Source organism: Meridianimaribacter sp. CL38 (assembly GCF_004328055.1).
In the GTDB taxonomy this organism is placed as follows: domain Bacteria; phylum Bacteroidota; class Bacteroidia; order Flavobacteriales; family Flavobacteriaceae; genus Gaetbulibacter_B; species Gaetbulibacter_B jejuensis.
On the sequence record NZ_QKWS01000016.1, the window covers coordinates 1 to 773 of the forward strand.

The window sequence follows — 773 nt, forward strand, 5'->3', positions numbered from 1 at the left end:
GCTCTACCTGCAAATCCTATAATGTTCCATGTATCATGATATCCATCTCCATTTGGTGTAAAGTACTTTGGATAATCCAACACTGTTATCTCCAACGCTGTCAATCCACATCCATTCTTATCTCTTGCCACTACTACATGTTCTCCTGAGGTAACGTCTTCAAACAAACCACTGTCTTGCCATGGACCGTTATCTAAACTGTATTCATACTCTCCTGGTCCTGTTGCTTCTGCTTCTATAACGTGATTTTCTGAAAAAGCTTGTGTAGTCACTTCGGCTACCAAGGTTGGAGGTGCACTTTCTATAACTAAAGTCTCATCGGTATTCTCACAGTTGGTCTCTGTTGATGTTACTTCATCCACAACGGTTACACTATAAGTTCCGCCTTCTGTTGGCATATAACTACCTTCTGTAGCGCCTGCGATTTCTGTTCCGTTAAGGTACCATGTAAAACTGTAATCTGGTGTGGTCAGTCCTGTATCTAATACTAAAGGATCTAATACTTCTGTCCCATTAGTATCCACACATAGTATATAACTGTCTTCTAAATCAAATACTGGTAACGGATTCACTTGAAGGGTCAGATCTGTCACATCATAACAGATAGAATCTGGTGTGGTATCATTATCTACTCTTACATAAATAACCTGTGGGTTAGTGATGTTCTCATAAAGTGTAGGTAATGGGTTTACTCCTGCGTCTGCATCATCAAAACTCGCATAGTACGTTACTGTATAATTTAATGGGTCTTGACCATCTAGTACGTCTTCATC

General features: G+C 39.8%; 1 pseudogene. It reads right to left on the bottom strand.

The features are described from left to right. Nucleotides 1-773: pseudogene (locus tag DMZ43_RS14895) on the bottom strand (hypothetical protein); the annotation flags it as partial.